This is a genomic window from Stenotrophomonas rhizophila (genome assembly GCF_007667275.1).
GTDB classification, from domain to species: Bacteria; Pseudomonadota; Gammaproteobacteria; order Xanthomonadales; family Xanthomonadaceae; genus Stenotrophomonas; species Stenotrophomonas maltophilia_AE.
Genome location: NZ_VDQT01000003.1, coordinates 12,494 through 37,419, shown reverse-complemented (window position 1 = coordinate 37,419; position 24,926 = coordinate 12,494). Strand labels below are relative to the sequence as shown.

The following is a 24,926-nucleotide window of genomic DNA, read 5'->3' as shown; positions in this document are numbered from 1 at the left end:
ACCATGACGACCCCCAGCTACGCCTCGTTCCGGCCCCTGCTGTGGCTGGTGTCGCTGGCGATCTTCATGCAGATGCTGGACTCGACCATCGTCAACACCGCGCTGCCGGCGATGGCGCGCAGCCTGGGCGAAAGCCCGCTGCAGATGCAGTCGGTGGTGTTCAGCTATGCGCTGGCGGTAGCGACGTTCATTCCCGCCTCCGGCTGGATCGCCGACCGCTTCGGCACGCGCCGCACCTTCCTTGCCGCGATCATCCTGTTCACCCTGGGATCGCTGGCCTGCGCACTGGCCCAGACCCTGCACCAGCTGGTGGCCGCGCGCGTGCTGCAGGGCGTCGGCGGCGCCATGCTGCTGCCGGTGGGACGCCTGGCGGTGATGCGCTCGGTGGCGCGCGAACAGTTCCTGCGCGCGATGAGCTTCATCGCCATTCCCGCGCTGGTCGGGCCGCTGATCGGCCCCACCCTGGGTGGCTGGCTGGTGGAAGTGGCGTCGTGGCACTGGGTGTTCCTGATCAACCTGCCGATCGGGGTGATCGGCTACGCAGCCGCGCTCAAGGTCATGCCCGACCACTACGCCGAGCACCGCACCCGTTTCGACCTGGCCGGCTACCTGATGCTCGCCTTCGGCATGGTGGTGCTGTCGCTGGCGCTGGACGGCATTTCCGGCATGGGCACGCCACATGCGCTGGTCATGCTGATGACCGTGGCTGGCCTGGCCGCGCTGGTCGGCTACTGGCTGCACGCGGCCAATTCGACCGCGCCGCTGTTCTCGCTGGCGCTGTTCCACGTGCCCAGCTACCGCATCGGCATCCTCGGCAACCTGTTCTCGCGGATCGGCAGCAGCGCGATGCCGCTGCTGATTCCGCTGCTGCTGCAGGTCGGCATGGGCATGAGCCCGATGAATGCCGGCCTGTTGATGATTCCGGTGGCGGCTGCCGGCATGCTGTCCAAGCGCTATGCGGTCAAGCTGGTCGAACGCTTCGGCTACCGCCGCGTGCTGATGGTCAACACGGTGCTGGTCGGGCTGGCCATGGCCAGTTTCATCTTCATGGTGCCGGGCCAGCCGATGTGGCTGCGGGTGCTGCAGCTGGCCCTGTTCGGGGCGGTCAACTCGCTGCAGTTCACCGTGATGAATACCGTGACCCTGCGCGACCTGGACCGCGATTTCGCCAGTTCCGGCAACAGCCTGCTGTCGATGGTGATGATGCTGGCCACCGGCTTCGGCGCGGCCGCGGCCGGCAGCCTGCTGGCCGCCTTCGGTCAGCTCGACGCAGTGCACGGTGCCACCGCCGCACTGCACGCCACCTTCGTCTGCGTCGGCGCGATCACCCTCACCTCCACCGTGATCTTCTGGCAGCTCCCCGATACCCGCCCCTCCCCCCGCGAGGTGGAGGAGGTCGCCGAATAGGCGACCTCGGTAGCAGCGGACCGTTGGTCCGCTGACATTCCGCAGGCTATTCCGCGACCGCGTAGCAGCGGACCGTTGGTCCGATGACCTTCTGTTTACGCCCCTCCCCGCGACCCCACCACCACCCGCGCGATCGCCTGCTCCAGCAGGTCGCCGGTCACCGGCTTGCGCAGGAAGCCCTGGAACCCGGCCGCGCGCACCTGCTCCTCGATGCCCGGGTCGGTTCGAGCGGTCACCGCCAGCAGCGGCATTGCGTAGCCCTGGTTGCGCAGGTGCCCCGCCAGCTCCATGCCGCCCAGGCCCGGCAGGTCCAGGTCGAGCAGGGCCACGTCGAAAGGCGCATCGCTGACTTCGCGCAGCGCCGCCAGGGCATGCCCGGCATGCACCACCTGGTGCCCGCGCGCAGTGAGCAGGCCGACGATCACGTCCGCCACGGTGGCGTCGTCTTCCACCAGCAGCAGGCGCAGCGGCGGCAGGGGCTGGCCTTCGCTCACGCCGGCGCTGCCCACGGTGGCGTCGGCCATCTGCAGCGGCAACGGCAGGGTCACGCTGAAACGCGTACCAACCCCGAGCTGGCTGTCCACGTCGATCTGGCCCTGCATGGCCAACGCCAGTTCGCGGCAGATCGCCAACCCCAGCCCGCTGCCGCCGTACTGCGCGGCGGTGCGCGCGCCGTCGGCCTGCTCGAAGCGCCGGAACAGGCGCTGCTGCTGGTCGCTGCTGATGCCCGGACCAGTGTCGGACACTTCGAAATACAGGCCACGCGATGGCGCCAGCGCGCGCACTTTCAGCCGCACTTCGCCCTGGCTGGTGAACTTCACCGCGTTGCCCAGCAGGTTGAGCAGGATCTGGCGAACCCGCACCACATCGCCGACGCTGCACAGGCCGGCCGGCAGGTCGTTGTCGACCACGAAGCGCAAGCCCTTCTGTTCGGCCAGCGCCGCCATCAGGGTGCAGGCATCGTCGATCACCCCCTGCAGGGCGAACGGGTGGCGCTGCAACTCCAGCCGCCCCGATTCGATCCGCGCCAGGTCCAGCGCGTCGTTGACCAGGTGCAGCAGGTGTTCGCCGGCATGCCGGATCGACTCGGTATAGCTGCGCTGCTGCGGGCTCAGCGTGGAGCCGAGCAGCAGTTCGCTCATGCCCAGCACGCCGGTCATCGGGGTGCGCACTTCGTGGCCCAGGTTGGCCAGGAAGCGGGTCTTGGCCGCCGACGCCTGCTCTGCCAGTTCCTGTTTGTGCAGGGCCAGCTGGTAGGCGTGCCGGCGCTGCACGCGGCGCCGGTACAGCCAGGCGAGCAGGCTCAGCAGCAACAGCCCGGCCGACGCCATCAACAGCAGGCCGGACGCGCTGCGCCACCAGGGCGGCTGCACGCGGAATTCCAGCACCTGCACCCGCGACCAGACCAGGTCGGCCGAGCGCGCCTGCACTTCCAGCCGGTAGCGTCCCGGTGGCAGCCGCGAGAACACGCGTTCGCCCCCCGGCCCGACCTCCACCCAGTCCGGATCGTAACCGGCCAGGCGATAGCGGTAGTTGTTGGACGTCGCGTCAGCGAACGACAACAGCCGCGCCACGATCCGCAGGTCGCGGTCGGCGTCGGCGATTTCCAGCGGTTCCAGGTGGGTCAGGTCGAGCATCCGATCGCCGCGTCGCACCTCGACCCGCTCGATCACCAGCGGCGCGCGCCGCGTTGCCGGCCGCACCTGGTCGGGGTCGAACAGCACCACCCCGGCCGGCGTACCACCGGCGATATGACCATTGGCAGCGCGCAGCAGCGTGGCGCGGCGGAATTCCTGGCTGGGCAGGCCATCGCGCACCCCGTACTGGCGGACACTGCCCTGCGCCGCGTCGACGCGGATCAGGCCGCGTGCGCTGGCCGCCCAGACGATGCCCTGGTCGTCGACCACCAGGCTGGTTGCCGACAAACGCGGGTAGCCCGAATCGGTGCCGATCCGGGCTTCCTGCTCCAGCCGATCGCTGCTCCAGCGGTAGCGCGACACCTGCCCCTCTTCGGACACCCAGATGCTGCCGTCCTTGCCCTGCGCCAGCGCATGGATGCTCGCCGTCGGCCCTCCCGGCAGCGGCTCGAACCCCGCGCGCGATGGCACCCACTGCAGCAGGCCCTGGCTGGTCGCAAGCCACAGGTGGTCCTGCGGTCCGCACACCAGGTCCTGCACCAGCTGGCCAGCGGCAAGCCCAGCGGTACCTGCCCGCACCTGCTGCAGTACGCTGCCGTCGGCGTCGCGCTGCTGCAGGCCGCCCGACGCGGTGCTCCAGATCCTGCCACCGTCGCACAGCACCAGGGTCTCCACCACCCCCTCCAGCGCGGCATCCGCCGCCGCATCGCGTCCCCAGCGCCGCAGCGCGCCGCTGCGCGGGTCATAGCGCAGCAGCGCGTCATGCGAACCGATCCAGACCTGCCCGCGGCGATCCTCCAGCACCGATTGCAGCCACTGCCCGCCGTCGACCCAGGTGCGATGTTGTTCGACGCGGCCGGAGACCGGGTCGAAGCGGTCCAGTGCACCATGCGTCCCCACCGTCCACACCCCCCCGTTGGCCGACGCGGCCATGCCCAGGACATAGCCGTTGCGCAGCGAGGTGGGATCGTCTTCCAGCCGCGACAGCACCGAGAACTGCCACCAGCGTGGCAGCAGGTGCCACAGCCCGCTGTTGGTGCTGGCCAGCCAGATGCCGCCCTCACGGTCCTCATAGCCGCCGGTCCAGTTCGGTCGGACCTGGCCGCGGGCGACCGCGCTGTACAACGGCACCTGCTGGAACCGTCCCTGGTAGACCCGGCCCAGTCCGGACTGCGTGTCGAGCCAGTAGCCGCCCTGTTCGTCGCGCAGCATCATGCCCAGCACCTGGTCGCTGGCATCGACCTTCCACGGCGCCGGCTCGAAACGGCCATCGGGCCGCCGCACCACGGTGCCGGCATTGGTGCTGATCCACAGGCTGCCATCCAGTTCGGCGGTCAGCCCATTGATCAGCGCGGTGGGCAACCGGGACATCGGCACGCGTTCGAAATCGCGTCCGGTCCAGCGCGCCAGGCCGGCCTTTGTGCCCACCCACAGGCTGCCGTCACGCGTGGTCGCCATGTGCGTCACCGACGCCGCCGGCAGGCTGCGGTTGTTGCCCGGCTCGGGCATGAAGCGGGTGATCGCCCCATCGCGATCGAGCCGATGCAGGCCGCCTTCGTAGGTGCCGAACCACAGCGCACCGTCGCCGGTGGATGCCAGGCTCCAGACCGTGTTGCTGCCGATCACCGGATGGCTGCTGCGGTCGAAGAAGCGCAGCTCGCGTCGATCCGCCGACATCATCGCGAGCCCTGCGTTTTCGGTACCGATCCACAGCTGGTTGCGCGCATCCACGTGCACGCTCCAGATCATGTTGTCGCGCAGGCCATCCTCGGCGCGCCAGGTCCGGTAGTTGCGCCCGTCGAAGCGCGCCAGGCCGTCGTTGGTCGCCAGCCAGAGGTATCCATAACCGTCCTCGGCCATGCGGTTGACGGTATTGGACGGCAGGCCATCGAACACCGTCAGCTGGCGCGGCGTGGGCGGAATCGGCTGCGCGCCGGCCAACAGCGGCCACAGACACAGCATGCCCAGCAGGAGCAGCCAACGCGTAGGCACCACCAATGGATCTCCTGGAACGGACCGGGGACGACCTGACGCAATTGGCCCAAGTCACGGGTGGATGGTAAACGGTTCTGTCCAGCGCAGCGCCTGCCGCAGGGTCATTGCGCAGAGCGGTTTGGGCAGCAGGTCCGCGCCGCCTGCCGCGCGGACCTGCCCGGCCAGCCCGGGCCGCAGCTGGTCGCTCATCGCCACGAGCGGCGTGTCCGGATCCTGCGCGTGCAGGATGCCGAGCAGGCTCAGCCCATCGATGCCGGCCAGCGCGGTGTCGACCACGACCGCGTCGAAGCGCGCGCTGGCCAGCTCGGTCAGTGCCGCCAGCGCGGTGGGGGCGTGCACGGCGTGCACGCCGTGCGTCGCCAGTCGCGCGCCGGCCACCGCGGCCGCGTCGCTGTCGTTGTCCACCAGCAGTACCCGCCCACCGGACCCGTCCGCGCAGGAATCCAGCGCGCCGGGCACGCGTGGCATCGGCAGGCTCACCTGTACGCGCCATTGCCTGCCTCCGGCGGCGTGCACGCACAGTGCACCACCGAGCGCATCGGCCAGCCGTTCGGCGGCGACCAGCGACGCACGCAGCGCTCCGACCGACGGCGTCGGCATGGGCGTGCCGCGCCCCGCCCGCGGCGCAGCGCTGCCGGCCACATCAAAGGCCAGCAGCAGGCCCTCGCGTCCGGGCCGCCAGGCCACCTGCAGCACGACCCGCCCCGCCCCGCTGCGCCGGACCAACGGTCCCGCCACCGCGTCGAGCAGCTGCACCAGGCGGTGCGCGTCGCCGCGCGCGCAGGCGCCGTGCTCCACCTGCAGGCACACCGCCAGCGCCGTGCCGCGCCGGCACGCCGACAGCACCTGCCGCGCCAGCCACCGCCGGTGCAGCGCCACCACGTCGAAATCGACCGGCTGCAGGGGCGCGCAGCCGGCGTCCAGCCGGGCCTCGTCCAACGCCGCGTTGACCCGTTCCAGCAACGCCTGTCCACCCGCGCGGATCCGCTCCACGCGGCGTCGCTGCGCCGCATGCAGCGGCGAGGCCAGCAACAGTTCGCTCATGCCCAGCACGCCGGTCAGCGGGGTGCGCACTTCATGGCCCAGCGTGGCCAGGTAATGCGCCTTGGCCTGCGCCGAGCGCAGGGTCAGCGCCAGCCGCTGCACGGACGCCTCGGCGCGCCGGCCACGCACGATCCGGCGCGTGGCGACCCACACAGCGCCGCCCACCAGCAGCAGTCCGGCACCGATCCGCGTCGCGGCCAGCACCGGATGGTGCCAGCCACTGCGCTCCACCTGCAGCAGCAGGGCCTGGGTGGGGGACCAGCTGCCGTCCGGCAGGCGTGCCTGGAACTCCAGCCGATGGCCGCCTGGTGGCAGCCGTGGAAAGCCGCGGGTACCACTGCGCCCCACGCGTATCCATTCGCGATCCAGTCCAGCCACGCGGAACCGGTACTGCTGGCGTGCCTGCGGCGGCGCCCCGAGCAGGCGCACGCTGACCTGGATGTCGCGATCGTCCGGGTGCAGTTGCAGCACCTGTGCCGGCGGCAGCGTCTGCAACGCACCCTGCCGATACAGCTGGACCCGTTCGACCACCAGCGCGGGCTCGCCCTTGCAGGCGGACAGGCCGACCGGATCGAAACGTACCGCCCGCCCGTGGTCGTCGACGGCCAGCATGTGCGCGCCATCGGACTGCAGCTGTGCCGCAAGCACCGCCTCGGGCACGCCTTCGGCGCGCGTGTACAGCCGCACCTGCCCCTCGCGCGGACGCAGTCGCAGCAGGCCGCGCGCGCTGCTTGCCCACAGCGCGCCGTGCGCATCGGTCGCCAGCGAGGCCAGGCGCACGGCAGGCAGGCCCTGGCGTGCGTCCATCTGCAACCCCGACCGGGCCACGCCGTCCTGGATGCGGTAGCGGCGCACCTTGCCTGGACTGGCCACCCAGAGCGTCGCGGCATCGGGGGCGTGCAGCGCGCTGGCCGGCGCGTCCACGCCGGGCACGAGGTGGAAATGTCCCCTGCGCCACCGGCTCACCCCATGCGGCCCGCCGAGCCACAGGCCATCGCCGTCATCGCAATGCAGCGCCAGCCTGCCGCCGGGCCGAGGCCGGTCGATGGCGTTCCAGCGCCAGCGTTGCGGCATCGCGCCGCCGGCGGGATGGTGTTCGATCGCATCGGCGTCCAGCCGCCAGCGGCTGCCGTCGGCGCAGGCCAGCATCGTGGCCGGCCGGCCCGCTTCCAGCAGCACGTTACCTGCAGCCGCAGTCGCTCCCGGCGCCTGCTCCAGTGGTACGAAGTACTGCCAGTGGGGCGGCAGGCGCCACACCCCGAGGTGCCGGCCGAGCAGCCACACGCTGCCATGCCGCTCTTCCAGCGCGGCCCGGAACTGCGGCCGGTCCGCGCCGCCCGGCGGTGCCACCGCCACGTCCGGCAGCGGCTCGGCACCCCGCTTCCAGACCTGCGCCGCGTCGCCCAGCCAGGGTCCGCCGCGACGGGAGAGCCCCAAGGGGCGGGTGCCGGTGCTGGCATCGACCGGTTCCAGCCTGCCCGCGCCGGTCCAGCGCCACGGGCCCGCCGCGCCGCCTATCCACAGCTCGCCGCCGGCATCGACCAGCAGGGCACTGACCGGTGCATCGGCCAGCATCGACGGCACTGCCACGAAGCGCCCGTCGCGCCATCGGGCCAGGCCGCGCGGGGTCCCGACCCAGAGCGTGCCGTCGGTGGTGAGCGCGAGGTGGTCCACGCGCCGGTCGGGAAGGCCATCGCCACGCGCGCTGGGCAGGAACTGGCGCAGGCGCTGGCCCGGCCCGAGCCGGAACAGGCCGGCGTCCCGGGTGCCGAACCACACCGCCCCGTCAGGCGAGGGCAACACCACGCCGATCGCCGCGTTGGCCAGCAGCGGAAAGCGCGTTGCGCCGAAATGTTCGATGCCGGTGCGGTCGGCCGACATCCGCATCAGGTGCCCCTGCGCCGTACCGATCCACAGGCGGTCCTGCGTGTCGGTCGCGATCGAGAGCAGCTGGTTGTCGGCCAGGCCCTGCTCCACGCGCCAGATCTGGAAGCGATGGCCATCGAAACGGGCCAGCCCATCGTCGGTGGCGAACCACAGGTAGCCGACCCGGTCCTCCACCCCCTGGTGCACCGCATTGGACGGGAGTCCCTCGGCAGTGGTGAAGCGCAGTGCATTCGGCGCCGCGGCCTGCGCGCGCGCGGCCACCACCAGCAGAAGTATCGCGGCCAGGCCGCGCAGGACCGCCAGCAACGTGCCGGTCACCGCGTGTCCAGCGCCGCGGCGAGCCGGTCCGCGGTCAACGGCAGGCGCAGGAACACCTCGAAGCCTCCCGCGCGCGCGTCGCGCTCGGCGCAGGCGTCGGCACGCGCGGTCAACGCCATCCGCCGCACCCCCGGCCACGACCCGCCGAGGCGCGCGCTGAGCCGTCCGCCCGCCACCAGCATGTCCGGATCCGCCGCAATCACGTCCCAGGGCCCCGGGTCGACATCGCGCAGCCAGGCATCGATGTCGCTCACCGCCACGGCGCGGTGGCCCTGCGACCGCAGCAACGCACAGACCACGTGCAGCACGTCGATCGTGCCTGCCGGCAGGATCACCATCACCCGCAGCGGTGCGGTCGGCGCGGACGCCCGCAGCGGCCGCGCAGGCGCACTCGATCCCGCCGGGAGCGGGCGCCAGGGCAACGCCAGCCGGAACTCGGTACCGCGTCCCGGTTCGCTGTCCACGACCAGCGTGCCGCCCATCGCCTCGGCCAGCTCGCGGCTGATCGCCAATCCCAACCCGCTGCCGCCCTGGCGCGCGCAGGTGGCCGGGGCATCGACCTGGCTGAAGCGTCGGAACAGACGCTGCAGCTGCGCCGGGGACATGCCCGGTCCGGTGTCGGCCACCGACAGCCACAGGCCGTCGCCGTCGGGCGCGGTGCGTGCGGACAGGCTCACCTGCCCGTGCGCGGTGAACTTCAATGCATTGCCCAGCAGGTTCAGCAGGATCTGGCGGAGCCGCTGCGCGTCGCCGTTGAAGCAGGTCCCGGGGGCGAGCGTGCTGTTCCAGTGCAGGGCCAGCGCCTTGCCACGCGCGACCGGCAGCAGCAGGGCATGCAGTTCGAGGACCAGCGCATCGAGCGCGAACGGCACCGCCTGCAGCTGGAGGCGACCGGACTCGATGCCGGCCAGGTCGAGCGCGTCGTCCATCAGCTGCAGCAGGTGATGCCCGGCCTGGCGCAGGCTGCCCACCTGCCCGCGCTGCAGCGGCGACAGCGGCGACTGCAGCAGCAGTTCGCTCCACCCCAGCACGGGGGTCAACGGCGCCCGCACCTGGCTGCCGAGGTCGGCGAGGAACCGGCTGCGCTGCAGCGAATCATGCTCGGCGCGCTGGCGCCGCGCGCGCGCCTGGCGTCGCTGCACCCGACGCCGCCGACGCCGTTGATACAGCCGCGACATCCCCACCGCGGCGATGCAGATCGCCACGCCCGAGGCGGTGCGTCCAGCTGTGGTTTCCCACCAGCGCGGCACCACCCGCAGGTCGAGCTGGCGCACGCTCGACCACGGCCCTCCCGCATGCCGTCCCTGCACCAGCAGGACGTGGTCGCCAGCGGGGAGGCGGGTGAACAGTCGCTGTGCCACCGGCCCGGTATCCACCCATTCGGGGTCCTTGCCGAGCAGGCGGAAGCGGTAGTGGATGCGGTCCGGATCGCCGCGCCCGAGCAGGCCGACGGCGACCCGCAGGTTGCGGTCGGCAGTGCCCAGGAGCACCGGCTGCATCGCGACCGGCACCTGCAGGACGCGCCCGTGGCGGCGCCGCGTCATGCCATCGATCACCAGCACCGGCGCCGCCGCCGGGGGGCGCAGCGCGCGCGGATCGAAGGCCAGCAGCCCGCCTTCGCGCATGGCCGCCACCACCGCACCCGACCCTGCGCGAAGCAGGCGCTGCGACAGCACGTCCTGCACCGGCAGTCCCTGCGCCGTGCCCAGCACATCGACCTCGCCCGAGCGCGGATCGACCCGTACCAGGCCGCGCGCCGCGCCTGCCCAGGCCACGCCGTCGCGCCCCACCACCAGCGCGTCGGCACGCAGCTGCGGGTACCCTTCGGCGGTGCCGACCCGGCGCAGCCGTTGCAGCCGCCCCGGCGTGCGGCGGTAGTGCTCCAGCGCGGCGGCGCGACTGACCCACAGCGTGCCGTCATCGGCTTCGGCAAGGGCGGACACGCTGCCGTCGCCGTCGCCCGGAACCCGTTCAAAACGTTCGCGCAGCCGCGACCAGCGCAACGCGCCGGACGGATCGGTCGCCCACAATTCACCATCGCGGGTGCACAGCAGCTGGCGCGTCGGTACCTCCGCGGCAAGGCCGAGCGCCTGCGGACGGGCCGTGCGCAGCAGCTCGCCGGCCGCCGACCACTGCTGCACCGCCTGCGGGTGGGCCAGCCACACCTGCTGCGCGCAGACCTGCAGCGACAGCGCCGCGTGCGGCGCGTGCAGCCCAAGTGGCCAGACGCGACGTTCGCCCCGCTGCGGGTCGTAGCGCAGCAGGCTGTCGGCGCTGGCCAGCCAGACCCGGCCACGCGCGTCTTCGCCCAACCCTACCGGGAGCGCGGTCACCCCGGCATGCGGATACGCGGTGATGTCGCGTCCCTGGCCGGTGCGCAGGTCGAGCCGTTGCAGCCGTCCCCCGCTGCCCGCCACCCACGCATGGTGTTGCCCGGATGCCGCCAGCGCCAGGGCGTAGTGGCTGCCGATGCCCGGCGTGGCGTCCGCCGTGGCCGGCAACGCGGTGAACTGCCGCCAACGCCCCGACAGCCACCACACACCGTGGTGTTCGCTGACCCACCACAGGTCGCCGCTGCGATCCTGGAGGGCCTGCCGGACCACCACCGGCCCCGGCACGGCGCCCGGCGGCAATGGCAGCGCGACCTGCACCAGCTGCGCCGCCTCGCGTCGTTGCAGCCCCATGCGACCATGCTGCCAGAGCGTGCCGTCGGCACTGCGCAGCACGCTGCGGGCGTCGCTCGCCACGGCGGACGCAGGTGCAGTCGTGGCGATCGTCCAGCTGCCGCGCGCCGCGGTGATTTCCACGCCGCCGCGTGGATCGGCCCACAGCGACCGGATCGGTGCGGCAGCCGGCGACGGCAGCGGGACGCGCGTGAGACGCGTGCCATCCCGGCGCCACAGGCCCGTTGCCTGGGCCACCCACAGCGCGCCGCCGCGGTCGCGCGCCAACGCCACCACCGTGGCCCCCGGCAGCGGGTGCGGTCGCCAGTGCGCTTCGCGTGGCGACAGCCCGTACAACTGCTGGTCGCTGCCGATCGCCCATACCCAGCCATCCCCACTGCTGCCAACCTGACGCACGTGGCCGCTGCGCAGGGCGAGCGGTGCCGATGCCGGCAAGCGCTGGAAACCGCGGCGGTCGGTGTCCATCAAGACCAGACCCTCCTCCGCGGTGCCCAGCCATACGCGGTCGCGCGCGTCGACATGCACCGCCCGCAGGTCCAGATCGGGCAGCCCCTCTTCGCGTCGCCATTGCCGGAAGCGCTGTCCATCGAACCGCAGCAGGCCGTCGCTGCCCGCCAACCACAGGTAGCCGGCGGCATCTTCGGCGATGCCGCGCACCTGCGGGTCGTACAGGCCATCGGCCATGCCCAGCAGGCGCGGCGTTGGAATCTGCACCACCGTCGCCGCGTGGCCCTGCAGCCAGGCGAACAGGCACGCCAGCAGCACCATGACGGCCCGCCCAGTCAGGGCTGCTCGCGGAAACGTCACCTTTCAGCGCAGGGTCATCGGTCTCATCGCGGTAACGGTAGAACCTTCAATCGCAGCGCGCAGCGTCGAATCCGTGACAGCGTCACAGTCGCGCGAGTCAAGTTTTGGATTGATTTGAAGTTTTCATGAAGCACAGCCTATGGCGACGTCATCGTTTCCGACACGCCCCGCCGCTTCACGCAGGCCTGCGCAATCGCCGACACCAGCATGTCGCCGGTAACCGGCTTGCGCAGGAAGCCATCAAAGCCGGCCGCCAGCACCTGCTGCTCGGCATATGCGTCCGAGCGCGCAGTCACCGCGATCAGTGGCAATGCGTAGCCCATCGCCCGCAGCTGCCCGGCGATGGCGATGCCATCCAGCGCCGGCAGGTCGAGATCGAGCAGGCCGACATCGAACGCGCCGGCAGCCACTTCCGACAACGCCGCCAGTCCGTGCAATGCATGCACTACCGCGTGGCCACGGGCACGCAGCAGGCCGGCGATCACCTCGGCCACGGTGGCATCGTCTTCCACCAGCAGCACCCGCATCGGCGGCAGTGCGATGGGGCCGGCCTCGGTCGTGGCATATGGTCCCGGGCCGGGACGCCGGCACCAGGGCAACGGCAGGTGCACGGTGAAGCGCGCCCCCTGCCCCGGCTGGCTGTCGATCTCGATACGCCCGCCCATCGCCACCGCCAGTTCCTGGCAGATCGCCAGACCCAGGCCGCTGCCGCCGTAGCGGGACGCGGTCCGCGGACCATCGGCCTGTTCGAAGCGGTGGAACAGGCGCTCCTGCTGGTCGCGGTTGATGCCCGGGCCGGTATCGCTGACCTCGAACACCACCCCGGTGCCGTGTTCGACCAGTTCGATGCCCAGCCCGACATGACCGTGCTCGGTGAACTTGATCGCATTGCCCAGCAGGTTCATCAGGATCTGGCGGACCCGCATTTCATCGCCGCTGACCTGGACCGGTCCCGGCAGGGTGTAGCTGCGTTCGTAGGCCAGCCCGCGGTGGTGTGCCATCGGTTCCATCAGGGCGTCGACCTGGTCCAGCATCGCGGTCAGGTCGAACGGGCGGATATCCAGCTCGAGGCGGCCGGCCTCGATCCGTGCCAGGTCCAGGGCGTCGTTGACCAGCCGCAGCAGGTGCGCGCCGGCGTGCTGGATGGACGCGGCGTACCCCCGCTGCATCTCGTCCAGCGGCGTGGCCAGCAGCAGTTCGCTCATGCCCAGCACGCCGGTCATCGGGGTGCGCACCTCATGCCCCAGCGTGGCCAGGAAGCGGCTCTTGGCCTGCGAGGCCTGTTCGGCGATCTGCTGCTTGTGCACGGTGAGCTGCCACTGCTGGCGGCGGCGCAGACGCGCGCGCGCGAACGCGGCCAGCGCCGCCACCAGCAGCAGCCCCAAAATCACATAGCCCAGGATCGCCCAGCCGCTGCGCCACCAGGGCGGCTGCACGCGCACGCTGATGGTGCGCGACGGGGTCCACTCGCCATGCGGCGTGGCCGCCTGCACGTCGATGGCGTACTCGCCCGCTGGCAGGCGCGACAACAGGCGTTCGCCGTCGGCGTTCTGCATCACCCAGTTCTGGTCGTAACCGGACACCCGGTAGCGGTAACGGTTGCCCATCGGGCTGGCGTAGGACAGCAGTCGCGCGGAAATGATCAGGTCGCGGTCGTCCGGTCCCAGCAACAGCGGCGCGTTGACCGGCAGCGACTGCTGGCCTTCGGCATCGTCGCGGCGCACCTGGATGTTGTCGATGACCAGCTGCGACGGGGGCAGCACCAGGTCCGGCGCGTTCGGGTCGAACGCCACCAGGCCGGTCGCGGTGACCGCCAGCACGCGTCCGTCCGCGCCGGTGACCGGCGGGCGCCCGCTGAATTCCATGTCAGGCAGTCCGTCGCGTTCGCCGTAGACACGCAGCCGGCGATCGAGTGGGTGCCAGCTGACCAGGCCGCGCGGCGTGGTCGCCCACACCTGCCCATCGGCCCCACGGGCAAGGCCGCCGATCGACACCGGCGGCATGCCCTGCGCGGCGCCCACGCGTTCGCGCAGGGTCATGCTCAGGCCGTCCCAGCGGTATCGCTCCAGGCTGCCCCTGCGCGCCAGCCAGGCTTCCTCCGGACTGATCCAGAGCATGTCGTACAGGCTGCCCGGGGCGATCCCCGGCACGCGTTCGAAGCGATCCTCCTGCCAGCGCAGCAATCCCATCTCGCCGAAGTCGCCCATGACCCACAGCTGCCCGCGCGGATCGAACACCATCTGTTCCACCGGCATGTCGACCAGGCCGCGGCCGGCGTCGATGCGGATCTCGTCGAGCAGGTTGCCCTGCGCGTCCCGATGCTGCACGCCGAGGTTGGTGATCGACAGCCACAGATCGCCGTCGGGCGCCTGGCGGATCAGCTCGATGCGCTGCCGCACATCCGTGCCGCTGCCGATCTTCCATTCGCGCAGGCGTCCGCTGTCCGGGTGATACAGGCCCAGCCTTCCGGCGCGCCCCAGCCACAGGGCGCCGTCGGCGCGTGGCAGCACCGAACGGACCGCGCCGACGCCCAGCTGCTTCTCGTTCGCCACCTGGCGCAGGCGGCCGCCCGCATCCAGCGCGTAGACTCCGTGCGCCGCCGCGATGTAATAGTCATTGCCTGCGGCCGCAGCACTGAGCAGGTAGGCACTGTCCAGGGGTTTGCCATCGAGCTGGTACCAGGTGGAAAAGCGCTTCCAGTCCGGCGGCAGGTAGGCCAGCCCTTGGGTCAGCATGGCGAACCACAGGCCACCTTCGTGGTCCTGCAGCATGTCCAGCACGCCGCTGCGTTCGGTGAGGAAGCCGCTGCCGGCATCGCCGGCCAGCAGGCGCATGCTGCGGTCGTCGCCGCGGTACAGGCCGTCGGCCGTGCCCAGCCAGTAACCACCATTGCGGTCGTGGACCACCGACGCAGCGCGCACGTCGGCGCTGGGCGTCCACGGCGCCGGGCGCACGCTGTCATCGCTGTCGATGCGGAACAGTCCGCCCTGGGTGCCGGCCCACACCGTGCCGTCGCGGTCGCGGGTCAGGCGGAACACGCTCTTGTCGCCCAGCAGCGCGGGCGCGATACGGGTGAAGGTCCTGCCGTCCCAGCGGGCGACGCCGCTGCCGGTGCCGATCCAGACCCGCCCCTGCGCATCGGACAGCATCGTGTAGATGGTGTCGCTGGGCAGGCTGGCCGGATCGGCGGGGTCGGCGCGGTAGCGCACCAGGCTGCCGTCTTCGTCGCGGCGACAGATGCCATGGGCATTGGTGCCGATCCACAGCGATTTGCCGGCGTAAGCCAGCGACCAGAACTGCCCCTCGCAGCGCACGCTGATGTCGGGGAACTGCTGGAAGCGCTCGCGGTCGGGACCGAGCATGCTCAAGCCACCGCCATTGCTGCCCACCCAGACCCGGTCAAGTGGATCCACCAGCAGCGTTTCGATCTCATTGCTGGGCAGCGAACCCGGATCGTCCGGCTCGTTGCGCCATACGCGCAGGCCAACCCCGTCCACGCGCGCAAGACCATCGTCGGTGGCCGCCCAGACATATCCCTGGCGATCCTGCGCCAGCGCCAGCACCATGCGCGAGGGCATGCCTTCGGCTGCACCGAAGCGGCGCATGCGCGGTGTTTCTGCCGATGTCCCTGCGGCCCACAGCGCCGACGGCACGGCACACGCAGCCAGTACCAGCAGCACGATGCCTGCCCGCCAACCGCGCGCGCTCAACGCCATCGAGTTCTCCCTGTTGGCGGCGATTGTCACACAGCGGGCCACGCTGCGCGCCCGGCACCACCACGAACTGTTGCAGCCATGGTGCTGCCGGGGATCACGGCCCAGCGCGTATGATCGGCCCAGCCTCGAATGGAGCCGGCCGTGAGCCAACGCCTGACCCTTGCCCTGCTGCTGTGCGCGACCCCGTGCATGGCGGCGGCCGCCCCGGACACCTACCGGCTCGACCCGGTCCATACGCGGGTGCTGTTCGCCGTGGAACACGCCGGGTTCTCGCAGGCGCTGGGCACGGTGTCGGGCAGCGAGGGCCGCCTGGCGTTCGACCCGGACGACTGGCACAGCGCCACGTTGTCGGTCAGCGTGCCGCTGCAGCGCCTGGACCTGGGCGACGACGCGTGGAACAAGGCAACCCTGGCCCGCAACCTGCTTGACGCCGAACGCCATCCCGAAGCGCGCTTCGTCTCCACCCGGATCGAACCGATCGACCCCACCCACGCCAGGGTGATCGGTGAGCTGACCCTGCGCGGGGTCACCCGCGAGGTGGCGCTGGAGGTGACCCTCAACGCGGTCAAGCGCCACCCGATGCCGCCGTTCCGGCGCACCGCCGGGTTTTCCGCCACCGCCACGCTCAGCCGCAATGCCTTCGGCATCTACGCCTGGCCCTCGATGATCGGCGACACGGTGCAGCTGCGCATCGAAGCCGAAGCGGTGCGCGACCGTACTGCCGCCGATCCGCAGGACACGCCGTCGGTCGACGCGCCGGGAACTCCGGCGCCGTCCGACGACTCCGACCCCTCACCTTCGCCCGCCCGGAAGCGCTCGCCATGACCACCCGGAACACTCCCCACCGCTGGGGCAGCATCAGCCAGGGCCTGCATTGGCTGATCGCGCTGCTGATCCTGCTGCTTGGCATCGTCGGCCTGACCATGGGCGAACTGCCACGCACGCCGAAGTATTTCTGGGTGTATACCGCGCACAAGTCGCTCGGCATCACCGTGCTGGCGCTGGTGGCGCTGCGGCTCGGCTGGCGCCTGTACGCAGGTGCCCCCGAACCGGTCCCGGGCACGCCCGGCTGGCAGGAGCGCATCGCTTCGGCCACCCACTGGCTGCTGTACGTGCTGATGTTCGCGCTGCCGCTGTCCGGCTGGATCTACGACTCGGCCAGCGGGCTGCGCCCGTTCCGCTGGTTCGGCCTGGTCGACGTGCCCAAGCTGGTCGCGCCCAACCCGGCGGCACGCGATGTGTCCCATGCCATCCACGAGTGGGGCTTCTGGCTGCTGATCGCCGTGGTGGTCGCCCATGCCGGCGCCGCGCTCTACCACCATCTCTTCCAACGCGATGCCACGCTTGCGCGCATGCTGCCGCAGGGTTGGCTCGCCTCCCCCCAGAAGGATTGACGATGAACATCAAGCTCACTTCCCCGGCTGCCGTGGCCGCTGCGCTGGCCGGCCTGATCGCCACCGCCCCGGCGATGGCCGCCGACTACGTGCAGGCCCCCGGCGCCGGCTCGACGCTGGCCTTTGCGACCAAGTACGACGGCGAAGTGTTCACCGGCAGCTTCCCCGGTTTTTCCACCCGGATCAGCTTCGATCCGGCCAACCCGGCCGCCGGTACGCTGGACGTGACCATTCCGCTGGCCGGCGCCAAGACCGGCAACGGCGACCGTGACTCGACGCTGCAGACCGCGGACTTCTTCGATGTGGCCAAGTTCGCCACCGCCCGCTACACCGCCAAGGGCTTCACCCGGAGCGGCGACAAGTACGTGGCCAATGGCACGCTGGAACTGCGCGGGGTGAGCAAGCCGGTCACCCTCACCTTCGAATGGAAGCCCGGTCCGAATCCGGTGCTCGTCGGCAAGGCCACGGTCAAGCGCCTGGACTTCGGCGTGGGCCAGGGCGACTGGAAGGACACCAAGAGCATTCCGGACGAAACCGCGATCAGCACGCACGTGAAGCTCCAGGCGAAATAACGCCCGCCCGGGGAGCCCGTGGAGCGGGGCAGAGCCCCGCTCTACGTGGTGAAGCGGCTTACCGCGGCCACGTCGAACGGCCAGTCCAGCTCCCGGCCCTGGGCGTCGCGCAGGACCGGCACGCGCGCGCCATAGCGCGCCTCCAGGCCTGCGTCATCGTCGATGAACACGCTGTCCAGCCCGGCCACCCGGGCCTGGGCCAGTACGGCCAGGGCCTGGTCGCACAGGTGGCAGTCATCGCGCTGGTAAAGAATGAACATCGGGCTCCCGTCGCTCGAATTTGCTGCGCCGCAGCCAGGCCGGCCCGCGCGGACAGCATAGAATAGCGCTCCATCCGATACCCGCAGTTTGGCAATCATGGCTGTCAGCACGTTCGACGTTTTCAAGATCGGCATTGGCCCGAGTTCCTCGCACACCGTAGGACCCATGAAGGCCGCCGAACGCTTCGTGCACCGCTGGCTGCTCGATCCCGGCTGCCTGCAGGACGTGGTGCGCATCCGCGCCGACGTCTACGGCTCGCTGGCCTTGACCGGGCGCGGGCATGGCACCGACAAGGCGGTGCTGCTGGGCCTGGAAGGCCAGCGCCCGAACCTGATCGACCCGGACATCATTCCCGAGGCGCTGGAGCGGATCCGCAGCACGAAGCGGATCCGGCTGATGGGCACCCACGAGATCGCCTTCGACGAGAAGCGCGACCTGGGCCTGAACAAGCGCCAGAAGCTGCCCTACCACACCAACGGCATGCGCTTCACCGCCTATGACGCCCAGGAACAGGTCATCGCCACCCGCGACTACTACTCGGTGGGCGGCGGGTTCGTGGTCAACCAGGACGACGCCGCCGACGACCGCATCGTGCCCGATGAAACCCCGTTGCCCTATCCGTTCAAGAGCGGCGACGAACTGCTGGCGCAGACCGCGCGCAGCGGCCTGAGCATCGCCCAGCTGATGTTCGAGAACGAGAAGTGCTGGCGCAGCGAGGACGAGATCCGCGACCAGCTGCGCGAGATCTGGAGCGCGATGCAGGCCTGCGTCGCCCGCGGCATCCGCCAGGAGGGCACCCTGCCCGGCGGCCTGCACGTCTCCCGGCGTGCGCCCGCGCTGTACCGCGAACTGTCGTCGAAGCCGGAAGCGGCGATGCGCGACCCGCTCACCACGCTGGACTGGGTGAACCTGTATGCGCTGGCGGTGAACGAGGAAAACGCCGCCGGCGGTCGCGTGGTCACCGCCCCGACCAATGGCGCGGCCGGCGTACTGCCGGCGGTGCTGCATTACTTCGACCGCTTCTGCCCCGGCGCCAACGAACAGCGCGTGTTCGATTTCCTGCTGACCTCGGCGGCGATCGGCATCCTGTACAAGGAAAACGCCTCCATCTCCGGCGCCGAAGTGGGCTGCCAGGGCGAAGTCGGCGTGGCCTGCTCGATGGCCGCCGGCGGCCTGGTCGCGGCGCTGGGCGGCAACCCCAGCCAGATCGAGAACGCAGCCGAGATCGGCATGGAACACAACCTGGGCCTGACCTGCGATCCGATCGGCGGGCTGGTGCAGATTCCCTGCATCGAGCGCAACGCGATGGGTGCGGTCAAGGCAATCAACGCCTCGCGCATGGCGATGCGCGGCGACGGCAAGCACAAGGTGTCGCTGGACAAGGTCATCAAGACCATGCGCGATACCGGCCGTGACATGCAGGACAAGTACAAGGAAACCAGCCGCGGCGGGTTGGCGGTGAACGTCATCGAATGCTGATGGGGTGACGGCTGGCAGGTGCAGGCGGTTATCCTCGGGGTTCCCCCACTGGAGACCGCCATGCGCATCCTGGCCGCCGCCCTGCTTGCCTGCCTGCCCCTGACCTCGTTCGCCGCCGATACCTACGACGCCCGCCTGCAGGCCTTCGATTACGGCTGGCCGGTCAAGATCTTCAGCATCGAGTCCCAGCGCCAGCCGCTGGAAATGGCCTATCTGGACGTTCCACCCGCGGGCAAGGCCGCGCTTGGCACCGTGGTGCTGCTGCACGGCAAGAACTTCTGCGCGGGCACCTGGCGCGACGCGATCAAGGCGTTGAGCAGCGCCGGTTACCGGGTGATCGCGCCCGACCAGATCGGCTTCTGCAAATCCAGCAAGCCGCTGCGTTACCAGTACTCGTTCGGCCAGCTGGCCGCCAACACCGAAGCGCTGCTGGCCCATCTCAAGCTGGACACCACCAAGGTGGACCTGGTCGGCCATTCGATGGGCGGCATGCTGGCTGCGCGCTTTGCACTGATGTACCCGCAGCAGCTGCGCCAGCTGGCACTGGTCAACCCGATCGGGCTGGAGGACTGGAAGGCCAGGGGCGTGCCGTGGCGCAGCGTGGATGCGTGGTATGCCAACGAGCTGAAGACCAGTTTCGACAGCATCAGGAAGTACCAGCTGGACGTGTACTACAGCGGCCAGTGGACGCCGGAGTATGAGCACTGGGCGCGGATGCAGGCCGGCATGTATGCCGGCCCCGGCAAGCAGGCCGTGGCCTGGAGCCAGGCGCTGACCTCGGACATGGTGTTCAACCAGCCGGTGGTCTACGAACTGCCCAACGTGCGGGTTCCCACCACGTTGTTCATCGGCCAGAAGGACCGCACTGCGATCGGTCGCGACCTGGCCCCGCCCGCTTTGAAGGCTACGCTGGGCGATTATCCAGCGCTGGGCAAGGCCGCTGCCGCGGCGATTCCCGGCGCCACGCTGGTGAGCTTCGACGACCTCGGGCATTCGCCGCAGGTGCAGGACCCGGAGCGGTTCAATGCCGCTTTGTTGAAGGCGTTGCGCGAGCGCTGATGTCGTAGAGCCACGCCCTGCGTGGCTGCTCTTCGTTCAGGACCGCGAAGCCACGCAGTGCGTGGCTCTACGCGCGGGTGATGGACAGCACGTCGTCGAGCAACGCTGCGGCGGTGATGTCGGCGCCCGCTCCCGGGCCCTGGATCAGCAAGGGCTGGGCGCTGTAGCGGTCGCTGTGGATCGCCACGCGGTTGTCGGTCTGCGCGCCGCCGGCCAACGGGTGGTCCAGGGGCACGATGCGCAGGCCAACGGTGGCGCCTTGATGGTCGAAACCACCGATGAAGCGCAGGCAGCCGTTCTGCGCGCGCGCCTGCTCCCAGTGCCGTTGCAGCGGCGCGTCCAGCAACGACAACTGCGCAATGGCTGCGCTCACCGGCAGCGGTACCAACGCGTCGGGGACCAGCGAGGCCACCTGGACCTGGTCGGCGCGCAGTGCGATGCCGCTGGCGCGCGCCAGGATCAGCAGCTTGCGGCGCACGTCCTCGCCGGACAGGTCCACGCGCGGGTCCGGCTCGGTGAAGCCGGCGCCCGCCGCGTCGCGCACCCAGGCCGAAAACGGACGCTGGCCGTCGTAATGATGGAACAGCCAGGCCAGCGATCCCGACAGCACGCCTTCCACCCGATGGATGCGGTCGCCGCCGGCGACCAGACCGCGCAGGCTGCTCAGCAGCGGCAACCCTGCGCCGACGGTGGCGCTGTCGCCGTAGCGTGCGCCGCCGTCCAGTCCGCTGCCGGCGATGGCCTGCGCGCGGGCGAGCTGCGCGCCCTGCCCCAGCTTGTTGGCGGTCACCACGTGCACGCCGCGCGCCAGCCATTGCTCGTGCCAGTTGGCCACGTCATCGCTGGCGGTGGCGTCCACCACCACGTCGCCGCGCTGCAGGCCTTCGGCTTCGGCCCACGGCTGCAGCGCCGGCACCGTGCGCGCGGCATCGTTGGCGTGTTCCAGCGCCTGCGCCGGATGCTGTTCGCAGGCCCGTGCCGTGCGCGAATTGGCCAGCCACGTGAACTGCGGGAGCGCAATGCCACGCGACTGCAACGACTGGTAACGCTGCACGAACGCGGTACCGACCGTACCCGTCCCCAGCAACGCCAGCCGCCGTGGTGCTGGCGGCGCGAACGGAAGCACCGCGCTCATGCATCCACCCGTTTGCGTTCGGCAAGCTGCACCTGGCGGTCGATCACCGCCTGCGCGCGTTCCAGCCCGGCCTGCAGGTCCGCGACCAGGTCGTCGGAGGACTCGATGCCCACCGACAGGCGCAGCAGCCCTTCGCTGATGCCGGCAAGCGCACGCGCTTCGACGGTCATCGCCGCATGGGTCATGGTGGCCGGATGCGCAACCAGGCTTTCCACGCCGCCCAGCGATTCGGCCAGAGTGAAACAGCGCAGGCCGTCGACGAAGGCGCGCACCGCCGCGTGCGGGTCATCGCCCGGGCACGAGGCCAGTTCGAACGACAGCATCGCACCGAAGCCGCTCTGCTGGCGGGCAGCGATGGCATGCCCCGGATGCTCGGGCAGGCCCGGGTAGTACACCTGGGCCACCGCGTCGCTGGCCGCCAGCAGCTGCACGATGTCGGCGGTGTTTTCCTGGTGCGCACGCAGCCGCGCGCCGAGCGTGCGCAGGCCGCGCAGGGTCAGGAAGGCATCGAACGGCGACCCGGTCAGGCCCAGCGCGTTGGCCCACCAGACCAGCTGTTCATGCAACGCCGGGTCGCGTGCCACCACCGCGCCGCCGACCACGTCACTGTGCCCGTTGATGTACTTGGTGGTCGAATGCAGCACCAGGTCGGCACCGAAGGCGATCGGCTGCTGCAGCGCCGGCGACAGGAAGGTGTTGTCGACCACCACCTTCGCACCGGCCCGGTGCGCCGCATCGATGACGAAGCGCAGGTCGGTGATGCGCAGCAGCGGATTGGACGGGGTTTCGATCAGCACCAGCGTGGGCGACTGCGCCAGCGCGTCGGCCAGCGAACGCGGATCGGTCAGATCGGCGGTGACCAGCTGGAAATGGCCCTTCTTCGCCAGCGCGTTGAACAGGCGCCAACTGCCGCCGTAGGCATCGTGCGGTACCACCAGGGTATCGCCCGGCTGCAGCAGCGCGTTGAGCACCAGGTTGATCGCGCCCATGCCGGTGGAGGTGATCACGCCACCGGCGCCGCCCTCCAGCTCGGCCAGCGCTTCGCCGAGCAGGTCGCGGGTGGGGTTGCCGCTGCGCGTGTAGTCGTACTGGCGCTTGTTGCCGAAGCCATCGAAGCTGAAGTTCGATGACAGCACGATCGGCGGGGTCACCGCACCGTACGCGGTATCGCGATCGATCCCGGCGCGCACGGCGGCGGTGACACGGCTACAGGACGGTTCGGAACCGGCGGACTGGCTCATGCGTTTTCTCCCGGGGTACGAAATGCGGTGGCGAGGATCGCGTCGATGCGATCGGTTTCTTTCAGGAAGGCGTCGTGGCCATACGGCGAGCGCAGCACGCGCAGGCTGCCGCGCGGGCCCAGTCCCTCGACCAGCCCGACCAGGTCGGCCAGCGGCACCAGGCGGTCGCCTTCGACCGCGACCACGACGGTCGGCACGCCGATCGCGGCGGGGTCGACACGGTGCAGGTCGATCGATTCGGACAGGCGCAGGTAGGCTTCGACCGGCGTGCGCGCGACGTACTGCGCACCGGCGGCGTCCAGGTAGTCCTCGGCGGCCACGCGGACCCGGCCATTGACCACTTCCGGCGGCGCGTCGAAGCGCTCGCCGAATTCTTCCGGGGTGCGGTAGCTGAGCATGGCGAACTGCCGCGCCAGCGCCAGCCCATGGTGCTCGGCGCATTGCAGCTGGCCCAGGGCGACGGCGCGTCGCTGCAGCGCGCGCCAGGCGGCGGCATAGGGGTGCGGGCGGTGTGCGCCACTGACCGCGACCAGCCGCGCCAGGCGCTGCGGATGGCGCACCGCGAACTGCTGGCCCACCAGCGCGCCGTACGAATATCCGACGAAGCACTGCAGCTGGCCAATGCCAAGGTGGTCCAGCAGCAGCGCCAGTGCGTCGGCCTGGTCGGCGGTGTCGATCGGCAGGTCGAGCGCGCCATCGGCACCGATGAAATCGAACGCCAGGATCCTGCGCCCGGCAGGATCCAGCGTGCGCCCTGGCGCGACCAGGCCCTCGGCCCAGCCTTTCTCGGGGAAGTCGGCGTTGGCGGCGACATGGCGGTGCGCGGAAATGCCCCCGGCCAGCACCACCACCGGCGCCGCCGACCGCCCGACCAGTTCATAGCGCAGCCGTATCGGCCGCGGGCCACCATGCCGCATCGACAGCACCGCGGCGATCTCGCCGCGCACGGCGGTGCAGCCGGCATCGACCGGCACGCTCAAGGGGGCGAAGGAAACAGTGGCGACAGCAGCGGTGGCAAAACCCATGGCGGTATCCCGAAGAGGAAAACGGCCATCGAGCTTTCGCGGAGCTCGCGTTCGAAGCGCACCTGGTGTGCACGGTTCGAACCATCTTTCGGTAGACGCCACGGTCCCCGCAGGATTTGGCACCTACGCAGGTCGCTTGCGCGCCTGCGGGCTGCCCCGGCTTCAAAGGGCCTGTCCCTCTGCCGGTCTCGATGGTGGAACCACGATGCCAGCACTTTTCGAGCATGTCAATCCTTTCATCTGGATGAAGCGATATAGTTTTTCGTCATCAGTGGCCGCGCGCGCCCCTTTCCCGGATGAATGCGCTTGCGTAGAGTCCGCGCACCGCCCTCCCGAAGTTCGCCAATGCGCCGGATCCTGCTGCCTGCCCTGCTGTTGTGCCCCCTGCTCGCGTTCGCTGATCCGCTCGGCGCGACCGACTGGCGCGGCGGCTGGGGGCTGGTACGTCCGGTCGGCGACACTGCGCAGGGCCCGGCGACTGCGTCGCTGGCCTCGGTGAAGCTGGAACGCGCCGGCGGCCAGTGGCGCGCGCGGGTCGACAACCACCTCGCCGGCCCGGTGCAGATCGTGCTGCGGCAGCCGGCCGGTGCCGCACTGGCGCCGGGCCTGCCACTGCAGACCGTGCTGCAGGGCTCTGCCAGCGTGGTGTTGGCCGGCCTGCAGCTGCCGGCGGACAGCGGGCGCCTGGACCTGCTGCTGGACTCCGTCCCCGGCGACCCGGGCGCCCGTCCGCAGGACGTGGCCTACGCACTGCCGTTCGACGCCAGGCGCTTCCAGGTCACCCAGGCGCCGCAGGGTCGGTTCAGCCACGACGACGCCGAAAACCGCGACGCGGTGGACTTCGCCCTGCCCGAAGGCACCCCCGTGCTGGCCGCCCGCGCCGGCAAGGTCATGCAGGTGCAGGGCAACTTCAGCGGCAATGGCCGCGACCCGGCCCGCGACCGCGAGCGCGCCAACTTCATCCGCGTGCTGCACGAGGACGGCAGCATGGCCGTGTACGCGCACCTGCGCGAAAACGGGGTCCTGGTGCGCAGCGGGCAGCGGGTCGAGGCCGGGCAGCGCATCGGCGTATCCGGCAATACCGGCTTCAGCACCGCCCCGCACCTGCACTTCGTGGTGCAGGCCAATGCCGGCATGCAACTGCGCTCGATCCCGGCGCGCATCGTGGCGCCTCAGGGCGAGCTGCATTTCGCCCGGGAACAGGCCGAGGGCGGCGACGCGGCCAGCCACTGACCCGCCCCGGCGGGCGGCCCGGTATACTGATG

General features: G+C 70.7%; 15 protein-coding genes and 1 riboswitch. Of the genes, 7 read left to right on the top strand and 8 right to left on the bottom strand.

Translation table 11 applies throughout. From position 1 onward, the window contains the following. The first annotated feature begins 3 nt into the window (after window positions 1–3). Window positions 4–1,407: a multidrug transporter subunit MdtD gene (gene mdtD / locus FSZ13_RS10760; RefSeq protein ID WP_145479559.1), complete on the top strand. Its 1,404-nt coding sequence runs from the start codon at window positions 4–6 to the stop codon at window positions 1,405–1,407. Window positions 1,408–1,502: 95 nt separating this feature from the next. Here the strand turns inward: mdtD and FSZ13_RS10755 are convergent, their stop codons facing one another. From FSZ13_RS10755 to FSZ13_RS10740, 4 genes are all read right to left on the bottom strand, one after another. Then, window positions 1,503–5,006 carry a hybrid sensor histidine kinase/response regulator gene (locus FSZ13_RS10755; protein WP_145480320.1) on the bottom strand — a complete coding sequence of 1,168 codons (3,504 nt, stop codon included), beginning with the start codon at window positions 5,004–5,006 and terminating at the stop codon, window positions 1,503–1,505. A gap of 84 nt (window positions 5,007–5,090) precedes the next feature. Then, entirely contained in the window at window positions 5,091–8,288 is a 3,198-nt protein-coding gene (locus FSZ13_RS10750; protein WP_145479558.1) for a response regulator, read from the bottom strand. After that, window positions 8,285–11,740 (bottom strand): ATP-binding protein, encoded by a 3,456-nt coding sequence (locus FSZ13_RS10745; protein ID WP_145479557.1) that lies wholly within the window; start codon window positions 11,738–11,740, stop codon window positions 8,285–8,287. The genes FSZ13_RS10750 and FSZ13_RS10745 overlap by 4 nt, the downstream gene beginning before the upstream one ends. A gap of 176 nt (window positions 11,741–11,916) precedes the next feature. Continuing rightward, entirely contained in the window at window positions 11,917–15,495 is a 3,579-nt protein-coding gene (locus FSZ13_RS10740; protein WP_145479556.1) for a hybrid sensor histidine kinase/response regulator, read from the bottom strand. Window positions 15,496–15,684: 189 nt separating this feature from the next. On the opposite strand from FSZ13_RS10740, the gene FSZ13_RS10735 reads away from it, so the two are divergent. Genes FSZ13_RS10735 through FSZ13_RS10725 form a run of 3 tightly spaced genes read left to right on the top strand, consistent with a single transcriptional unit; the run spans window position 15,685 to window position 17,461 of the window. After that, window positions 15,685–16,320: a YceI family protein gene (locus FSZ13_RS10735; RefSeq protein ID WP_428999998.1), complete on the top strand. Its 636-nt coding sequence runs from the start codon at window positions 15,685–15,687 to the stop codon at window positions 16,318–16,320. Beyond that, window positions 16,317–16,889, top strand: a complete 573-nt coding sequence (locus tag FSZ13_RS10730) for a cytochrome b (protein WP_145479554.1) — start codon at window positions 16,317–16,319, stop codon at window positions 16,887–16,889. The genes FSZ13_RS10735 and FSZ13_RS10730 overlap by 4 nt, the downstream gene beginning before the upstream one ends. A 2-nt stretch (window positions 16,890–16,891) precedes the next feature. Further along, the gene (locus FSZ13_RS10725; RefSeq protein WP_145479553.1) at window positions 16,892–17,461 is read left to right on the top strand and encodes a YceI family protein; all 570 of its coding nucleotides are present in this window, start codon (window positions 16,892–16,894) and stop codon (window positions 17,459–17,461) included. A gap of 41 nt (window positions 17,462–17,502) precedes the next feature. On the opposite strand, the gene FSZ13_RS10720 is transcribed toward FSZ13_RS10725, so the two are convergent. Continuing rightward, window positions 17,503–17,721, bottom strand: a complete 219-nt coding sequence (locus FSZ13_RS10720; RefSeq protein WP_145479552.1) for a glutaredoxin family protein — start codon at window positions 17,719–17,721, stop codon at window positions 17,503–17,505. A 97-nt stretch (window positions 17,722–17,818) separates the two neighbouring features. Here FSZ13_RS10720 and FSZ13_RS10715 point away from each other — a divergent pair, with 97 nt between their 5' ends. Both FSZ13_RS10715 and FSZ13_RS10710 read left to right on the top strand, forming a co-directional pair. Beyond that, window positions 17,819–19,201 carry an L-serine ammonia-lyase gene (locus FSZ13_RS10715; RefSeq protein WP_145479551.1) on the top strand — a complete coding sequence of 461 codons (1,383 nt, stop codon included), beginning with the start codon at window positions 17,819–17,821 and terminating at the stop codon, window positions 19,199–19,201. A gap of 60 nt (window positions 19,202–19,261) precedes the next feature. Continuing rightward, a complete protein-coding gene (locus tag FSZ13_RS10710; RefSeq protein ID WP_145479550.1) occupies window positions 19,262–20,260 on the top strand; it encodes an alpha/beta fold hydrolase in 999 nt (332 codons plus the stop codon). Window positions 20,261–20,327: 67 nt separating this feature from the next. Here the strand turns inward: FSZ13_RS10710 and FSZ13_RS10705 are convergent, their stop codons facing one another. The 3 genes from FSZ13_RS10705 to metX are packed head-to-tail and all read right to left on the bottom strand — an operon-like array spanning window position 20,328 to window position 23,661. Further along, on the bottom strand, window positions 20,328–21,395 hold the full coding sequence (locus FSZ13_RS10705; RefSeq protein WP_145479549.1) for a homoserine dehydrogenase: 1,068 nt from the start codon (window positions 21,393–21,395) through the stop codon (window positions 20,328–20,330). Next, the gene (locus tag FSZ13_RS10700) at window positions 21,392–22,636 is read right to left on the bottom strand and encodes an O-succinylhomoserine (thiol)-lyase (protein ID WP_145479548.1); all 1,245 of its coding nucleotides are present in this window, start codon (window positions 22,634–22,636) and stop codon (window positions 21,392–21,394) included. The genes FSZ13_RS10705 and FSZ13_RS10700 overlap by 4 nt, the downstream gene beginning before the upstream one ends. Next, window positions 22,633–23,661 carry a homoserine O-succinyltransferase MetX gene (metX, locus tag FSZ13_RS10695; protein WP_145479547.1) on the bottom strand — a complete coding sequence of 343 codons (1,029 nt, stop codon included), beginning with the start codon at window positions 23,659–23,661 and terminating at the stop codon, window positions 22,633–22,635. The genes FSZ13_RS10700 and metX overlap by 4 nt, the downstream gene beginning before the upstream one ends. 78 nt (window positions 23,662–23,739) lie before the next feature. After that, window positions 23,740–23,859, bottom strand: a riboswitch (SAM riboswitch). 147 nt (window positions 23,860–24,006) lie between these two features. Between metX and FSZ13_RS10690 the strand changes: the two genes are divergently transcribed. Next, window positions 24,007–24,894: a M23 family metallopeptidase gene (locus FSZ13_RS10690; protein WP_145479546.1), complete on the top strand. Its 888-nt coding sequence runs from the start codon at window positions 24,007–24,009 to the stop codon at window positions 24,892–24,894. Window positions 24,895–24,926 lie beyond the last annotated feature (32 nt).

Bases quoted from the DNA above. Each gene is read 5' to 3' on its own strand.
- mdtD (WP_145479559.1), top strand. From the start codon at position 4: ATGACGACCCCCAGCTACGCCTCGTTCCGGCCCCTGCTGTGGCTGGTG.
- FSZ13_RS10755 (WP_145480320.1), bottom strand. From the start codon at position 5,006: ATGCTGTGTCTGTGGCCGCTGTTGGCCGGCGCGCAGCCGATTCCGCCC.
- FSZ13_RS10745 (WP_145479557.1), bottom strand. From the start codon at position 11,740: ATGGTGCTGCTGGCGTGCCTGTTCGCCTGGCTGCAGGGCCACGCGGCG.
- FSZ13_RS10740 (WP_145479556.1), bottom strand. From the start codon at position 15,495: ATGGCGTTGAGCGCGCGCGGTTGGCGGGCAGGCATCGTGCTGCTGGTA.
- FSZ13_RS10735 (WP_428999998.1), top strand. From the start codon at position 15,685: ATGGCGGCGGCCGCCCCGGACACCTACCGGCTCGACCCGGTCCATACG.
- FSZ13_RS10730 (WP_145479554.1), top strand. From the start codon at position 16,317: ATGACCACCCGGAACACTCCCCACCGCTGGGGCAGCATCAGCCAGGGC.
- FSZ13_RS10725 (WP_145479553.1), top strand. From the start codon at position 16,892: ATGAACATCAAGCTCACTTCCCCGGCTGCCGTGGCCGCTGCGCTGGCC.
- FSZ13_RS10720 (WP_145479552.1), bottom strand. From the start codon at position 17,721: ATGTTCATTCTTTACCAGCGCGATGACTGCCACCTGTGCGACCAGGCC.
- FSZ13_RS10715 (WP_145479551.1), top strand. From the start codon at position 17,819: ATGGCTGTCAGCACGTTCGACGTTTTCAAGATCGGCATTGGCCCGAGT.
- FSZ13_RS10710 (WP_145479550.1), top strand. From the start codon at position 19,262: ATGCGCATCCTGGCCGCCGCCCTGCTTGCCTGCCTGCCCCTGACCTCG.
- FSZ13_RS10705 (WP_145479549.1), bottom strand. From the start codon at position 21,395: ATGAGCGCGGTGCTTCCGTTCGCGCCGCCAGCACCACGGCGGCTGGCG.
- FSZ13_RS10700 (WP_145479548.1), bottom strand. From the start codon at position 22,636: ATGAGCCAGTCCGCCGGTTCCGAACCGTCCTGTAGCCGTGTCACCGCC.
- metX (WP_145479547.1), bottom strand. From the start codon at position 23,661: ATGGGTTTTGCCACCGCTGCTGTCGCCACTGTTTCCTTCGCCCCCTTG.
- FSZ13_RS10690 (WP_145479546.1), top strand. From the start codon at position 24,007: ATGCGCCGGATCCTGCTGCCTGCCCTGCTGTTGTGCCCCCTGCTCGCG.